Origin of the sequence: Okeania sp. SIO3B5 (genome assembly GCF_010692555.1) — a bacterium.
GTDB lineage: Bacteria > Cyanobacteriota > Cyanobacteriia > Cyanobacteriales > Microcoleaceae > Okeania.
In genome coordinates, this window is sequence record NZ_JAAHHG010000545.1 from 1 (window position 1) to 6,574 (window position 6,574).

Consider the following 6,574-nt stretch of genomic DNA (forward strand, 5'->3'; position numbering starts at 1 on the left):
GCAGTTCACACTTGTGCTCTTCCGATCTAGTTCCTCCACCACTACTACTGCCTCCACCAAACTTTTCAGAACTAATGCTGCTAGTGGTTTCAGACCAATTAGCTCCCGATACTCCACCATCGCTACTACCTCCGCCAAAGCTATCATCATCACTACTACTATCATTGTCACTATCATTCGTATCTATGGAGCTATAACTACTTCTTTGAGTGTGGTTGTCACTACCATTGTTTCTACTTCCTCCACTATAGCTACTGTAACTACTATAACTACGAGGAGTATAACTGCTTCTCGGCCTATTTCTGGTATCCATGTAAATCAGAACTATCAGAACCACCAATACCAGTAAAATAATAATTATGATGCCCATAACAAGTATCTTATTTTCAGAAACTGAAGTTTTAGCTAGACTATATTTCCCACTTTTTAGACTATATTTCCCAGTTTCTAGGGATGTTACTAATGCTGTTGTACCTAAAACTACACCACTTTCAAATAATCCTAACTTAAATTTCGGGATAATGTTGGTATCGAGCAAGTGGCTAACTTTAGCATCTGGCAAAATTTCCTGTACTCCTTTCCCAGTTTCAATTTCTAGACGGCGATCGCCCTGAGAAACCAAAAACAACACCCCATTGTCTCGATCTTTCTTACCTATTCCCCAATAGTTAAATAATTCAGTAGCAAACTTTTTTGGAGTTGCAGCAGGTTGAGTTTCTGAGACAGTGACAACTGCAATTTCTGAACCATTGCTTGCTTCGAGGTCTGAAATCATTTTGTTGAGTTTAGCTTCTGTGTCAGTGCTGAGTATTTCAGCCATATCTGTAACCCAACCACCATAGTTTTGTCGGGGGTTTGGCACATCCTGGACAGTTAAAGCCAAACTTGACAAAGAATATAGCATTAATGCTAGAGATAGAGAAATTGTCCAAAAAGCACTTTTAAAGATGACTACAGAAAATTTCATGTTTTTGACCTCCAGAGAGAAACATTAAATTACATAGACGAGTCAGAAAGTAACCTGTTTTGGTTATACAATTCAATATATTTCTTGAAGTTTAGGGGTTATGCAAGTTATATCATGTCCGGTTAAATACTTACACTTTGGAGGAGGTAAGGCAGCTATGCTGGAGACAGGAGGCAGAAGGAAAGAAAAGGTTTTTTTATCACTAATTATCCGGAAATGATATTACTAAAATTACATAAGCATTTAGCTATTAGCATTTCCTACGGAATGCTGTGCAAACAGCTTTTGAGCGTAATATACTAAAGTTAGCTATTGACCTTTGAAACGCCATTTTTTGAAACAAGATGTTAGCTAAAATCAGAGATACAGAAATCTATTTTGATGTTGAAGGTGCTGCCCTAGTGCCAGATGGAGAAAGGATGCGAGAAAAACCTGTTGCTTTTGTGATTCATGGAGGGCCAGGTGCAGACCATACTTCCTATAAACCTACCTTTTCTCCCTTGAGTCAAAAATTACAATTAGTGTATTTTGACCACCGGGGACAAGGGCGATCGGCGAGGGGACCAAAAGAAACTTATACCCTCGAAAATAATGTGGAAGATATGGAGGCATTGCGTCAATATTTAGGGCTAGAAAAAATTGTGATTATTGGTACTTCTTATGGAGGAATGGTTGCCCTAAGTTATGCAGTGCGTTATCCAGAAAATGTTCAATCTTTAATTGTTATTGCTACTGCTGGCAGTTATAGATTTCTGGAACTAGCAAAAGTTAATTTAGCCAAAAAAGGAACAAAAGAACAACAAGCGATCGCTCAATTTTTATGGGATGGTAAATTTGAGAATGAAGCTCAACTGCAAGAATATTTTCAATTAATGATGCCCATGTATTCATTAACTTATAAACCAGAAACATCAGGAAAAAGTTGGAACAGAACTATATTATCTCCCGATGCTATTAATGTTGCGTTTGGTGGTTTTTTGCGTTCTTATAATGTGCTTGAGCAGTTACATAAAATTACTGCTCCCACTTTAATAATAGCAGGAAAACATGATTGGATTTGTCCTCCAGAATTGTCAGAAGAAATCGCTACAGCTATTCCCAATGCCGATCTAAGAATCTTTGAAAATAGTGGTCATTTAATCAGAGTTGATGAACCAGAAGCACTTCTTGATGCAATAATTGGCTTTTTGGTGTACAAGTAATACTAAATTTGGTGCGCGAAGAGAAATTTATTGTGAAGGTAAGGCAGAAGGCAGAGGGCAGAAGGCAGAAGGGTTAGAAGGATTTGTACAAATTAGTTTTTCATAACCGGATTTGATATTATATCAAACCCGGTAGCATTGGTATAATTAGGGTTTGCTGATTAAATCTAAAAGTCTTTACAGATAAAGGTAAGTGCCTTTTTTAAGTAGGGCTTGCTGATTAAATATAAAAGTCTTTACAGATAAAGGTAAGTGCCTTTTTAGGTAGTGAAAAAGTAGCAGGTATTTGCCGTCCATTGCTCAAAAAGTGAGTATTGGGGTAAGATAGAGACAGAAAAATCTTGGGATAATTTTTCCGAGTACGTCCTCTACAACTCCTGACTCTTCACTACTCCCTACTCCCTACTCCCTACTCCCTGCCAAGCGCAAAAAGACTTTTTCAGCAAACCCTAAGTATCAAAAAGTGCGAAGTTTTAGGTGGTAATGGTTCAAAAAAGAGTGGATTTTTCTCAAGAGTTGGGCAGAAAAATCTAGGGACGATTCTTACTACTATCTCCTCTATAATTCCCATTTCTCCTGTCTCCTGTCTCCTGTCTCCTGTCTCCTACCCTCACCCATAAGACTTTTTCAGCAAGCCCTAATTATATTTAGGAGTCAGAAGTTCTTCTTTAAGACTAAAAAAATTGGCGTTGGTCAAAAGAGGTATGATATCATGTCCGGGTAAGAGCGCGAACAAAAAACTTTCTCCTTTTCCTCCTCTTCTTTCTTCCCCTCCCCTCCTGGGAGGGGCTAGGGGTGGGTTGGGAGGGGCGAGGGGTGGGTTGACTCCTGACTCCTGACTCCTGACTCCTTCTTTAACCGTGTTTTTTCAGCCAGCTAAACATAGCGCGTAAGTCTTTACCAACTTCTTCAACAGGGTGTTCTCCTTGTTGACGACGCATGGCAGTAAATACAGGTTTGCCTGTTTGATTTTCCATGACAAATTCGCGGGCAAATTGACCAGATTGAATTTCGCTTAAGATCTTCCGCATCTCGGCACGAGTTTGGTCATTAACGATGCGAGGGCCACGAGTATAGTCGCCAAATTCAGCAGTATTGGAGATACTGTCCCGCATATTTGCTAGACCACCTTCAACAACAAGATCGACAATTAGTTTAACTTCGTGGAGACATTCAAAGTAAGCTAATTCTGGCTGATAACCTGCATTTACCAGAGTTTCAAACCCAGCTTTGATTAATTCACTCAGACCACCACAGAGAACAGCTTGTTCTCCAAAGAGGTCAGTTTCAGTTTCTTCTCGGAAACTGGTTTCAAGGATACCTGCACGAGTGCCGCCAATACCTTTAGCATAAGCCATAGCGCGATCGCGTGCTTGACCAGAAGCATCTTGGAAGATAGCAAATAGACAAGGTACTCCTTCTCCTTGTTCATAAGTCCGTCTGACCAAATGTCCTGGCCCTTTGGGAGCAACCATGACGACATCTACGTTTGATGGAGGAAGAATTTGACCAAAATGAATATTAAAGCCGTGGGCAAAGGCTAAAATTTTTCCCTCTGTCAGATTAGGTTCAATTTCGTTTTTATAGACAGTTTTCTGTACTTCGTCTGGCAAAAGAATCATAATTAGGTCTGCTATTTCGGCAGCTTTGTCTACTGGGTAAACATCTAAACCTGCTTCTTTTGCTTTGTGGGCAGACTTACTGCCTGGATATAGTCCTACAATTACTTTTGAGCCACTATCTTTGAGGTTGAGAGCGTGGGCATGACCTTGGGAACCATAACCAATGATGGCAATAGTTTTGTCGTTTAAGATGTCCAGGTTGGCATCGGTATCATAGTACATTCTGGCCATTATTTTTGTCTCCTATCTGCAACTATATATTGTTTATGCAAAACTTCTATTGTATCAAATATCGGTAAAATTTTCTACTCTACACTCTATAACCAATGAGAAAAAAAGCAGTGGGAGCATCTTGCTCCCCCACTCCCTTACTCAAGATACGGGTTGAAAAGTTTTTAGCTAATAGCTAGTTAAAAAAAACCCTTTCTGCCAATCCTAATAATTTTCAAGAGAAGTAATAATTAATTATTAATTAGGGCTTGCTGATTAAATCTAAAAGCATTAACAGGTAAAGGTTGTAGTTTTTTTTTACTGTAAAAAAGAGCAACTTTTTAAGCTTGAGCGACCAAAAAGTTAGGATTTTGGGCTGACTATGGCAGAAAAATCAAGGGATAAAATACCCGACTACCTCCTCTAAATTCCCCATTTCTTCTGACTCGGTCCTTCCCTTCCTGGGAGGGGGAGGGGCGAGGGGTGGGTTTGACTCCTACCCAATACCATGCATACTTCCATAAGCAAACCCTAATTATTAATTATTAATTATTAATTATTAATTATTAATTATTAATTAATATCCATCAGGTCCAATAGTAGTGTCGTTGTGTTCTGCCATAGATAAATCGACTTTTTTAGCTCGAAATAAATTACACCATCCCAATTTAGCATTATTTAATTTTGCCTTTTCTAAATTAGCTTTTCTTAAATCTGCGTGCCTTAAATCTGTGTCTGTGAGGTCTGCATTATATAAATTTGCACCTTGTAAATTGGCTCGATTCAAATTTGCACCACTCAGACTAGCATTACGTAAATTAGCTCTTGATAGATTTCCTAGAGAAATATTGGTATTAGATAAATTAGCTTGATAAAGTTTAATATCTCCCATTTCTGCTTCTTGCAAATTACATTCTTTAAGATTAGCTTGATTCAAATTTGCATAAGGCATATAAGCTCTTGTTAAATCACAACCTTTTAAATTAATTCCTTCTAAATCAGCCTCAAATAATTCAATATTACTCAAATCAATGTCACAAAATTCTCTTTGACCTTCAGCGTATCTTGCCAGTAATTCCTCTGCACTCATTTTCTCCATCTTAATATTTTTATAACTACCTTGATTAGTAGTTGATAATTATCATTTATGTATTAAATTATGAGTATTTATACTCAGCTTTTTTTATTAAGCTTAATATTAAGATGGCCTTATAAAAATTACTGCGATTCTAATGGTTTTTTAAGATTTGTAAAATTTTTATTCAGAAATGTCAAAATCATAGTTAGGGTTTGTGCTCAAAAGTCTTTTTGTTGAGGTAGGGAGTAGTTAAATAATTAATAATTAATAATTAATAATTAATAATTAATAGACTTGTCGCTTTATAACTTAAAAAATCCCCAAAAACCTTGTTCTATAAGGATTGTAGCTATTGGCAACTAAAATGCCTTGGAATGATGGCTCTGTCTAGGTTGGAGCGATTTTTTTCCCTCTATTTAGCGACAACTCTAATAATTAGAGGGTATCTGTAAATAAAATATTAAATCCTGGTGTAGGGTTGGGTTGGCCAGATTACATGGTTAAAGTTAATAGTTAGCTTTGTGATTCGTTGTAATCCAGTAAAATGTAAACTTTTGAGCATCTCTTAAGATTTATTTTACAGATACTTTAATCAGGAGTTAGGGGAGTTATAGAGTAGGTAGTCGTTCATAATGGTTTCTTGATTTGTCTGCCATAATCGTCCCAAAATACTAGCTTTTTGCAGCTCTTTCCACCGAAAACAGGCGCACTTTTTTAGACCAAAAAATGCTACAACCAATATCAGTCAATGGGCGCGATATTTAATTAGTAAGCCCTAATTATACCAAATAGTAGCTAACAAGAAACATGACAGAAGTTCAACAATCCATCGCTCAACATTACCATGAGCGGACAAAATACGACCCAGAAACAATAGCAACTAAGAATCGCCAACTAGACTGGGAAAAACAACCAATACTATTCAAAGAATATAAAGTCGGGACAACTATTGACCTCAAACCTTATCTGCAAGAACAAATTAATCAAGAAAAAGATTTAGGAGAAGGAGAAAGGCTATCTAATTTATTTTTATGTAGCTATGGATTAACTGGTAAAGTGCCAACAATGATGGGAAATCATTACTTAAGAGCTGCTCCCTCTGCTGGAGGTTTGTATCCTGCGGAGGTTTATTTAATTTCCCGTGGCACACCTCTATTACCTGCCGGACTATATAATTATCAGGCCAAAACTCATTCCTTGCTCAGATTTTGGGATAATAGAATCTGGCCAGAATTACAAGATGCTTGTTTTTGGCATCCAGCTTTAGAAAGTACAAAATTAGCGATCGCCATAACTACTATTTTCTATCGCTCTGCTTGGCGTTATGAAGACCGAGCATATAGAAGAATATTTTTAGATACAGGTCATTTACTAGGTAATATTGAATTAGCTTCTGCTTTCACCAACTATCGACCTCATCTAATTGGTGGGTTTACCGATGAAGCAGTAAATCAAATACTTTATCTAGATACTCAAGAAGAACAGGCGATCGCTA

The 6,574-nt window shown here is 37.4% G+C and carries 5 protein-coding genes; 2 read left to right on the plus strand and 3 right to left on the minus strand.

Translation table 11 applies throughout. The annotated features are described in order from the left end of the window. Window positions 1–967, minus strand: a 967-nt coding sequence (locus F6K54_RS37820) for a YgcG family protein (protein ID WP_293089177.1), incomplete at its 3' end; no start/stop codon positions are given. A 344-nt stretch (window positions 968–1,311) separates the two neighbouring features. Between F6K54_RS37820 and F6K54_RS37825 the strand changes: the two genes are divergently transcribed. Beyond that, window positions 1,312–2,169, plus strand: a complete 858-nt coding sequence (locus F6K54_RS37825; protein ID WP_293089179.1) for an alpha/beta fold hydrolase — start codon at window positions 1,312–1,314, stop codon at window positions 2,167–2,169. 854 nt (window positions 2,170–3,023) lie between these two features. On the opposite strand, the gene ilvC is transcribed toward F6K54_RS37825, so the two are convergent. Beyond that, entirely contained in the window at window positions 3,024–4,022 is a 999-nt protein-coding gene (gene ilvC, locus F6K54_RS37830) for a ketol-acid reductoisomerase (protein ID WP_293089180.1), read from the minus strand. A gap of 556 nt (window positions 4,023–4,578) precedes the next feature. Continuing rightward, the gene (locus tag F6K54_RS37835) at window positions 4,579–5,091 is read right to left on the minus strand and encodes a pentapeptide repeat-containing protein (protein ID WP_366558355.1); all 513 of its coding nucleotides are present in this window, start codon (window positions 5,089–5,091) and stop codon (window positions 4,579–4,581) included. A 795-nt stretch (window positions 5,092–5,886) separates the two neighbouring features. Here F6K54_RS37835 and F6K54_RS37840 point away from each other — a divergent pair. Beyond that, window positions 5,887–6,574, plus strand: a 688-nt coding sequence (locus tag F6K54_RS37840; protein WP_293089184.1) for a SagB/ThcOx family dehydrogenase, incomplete at its 3' end; no start/stop codon positions are given.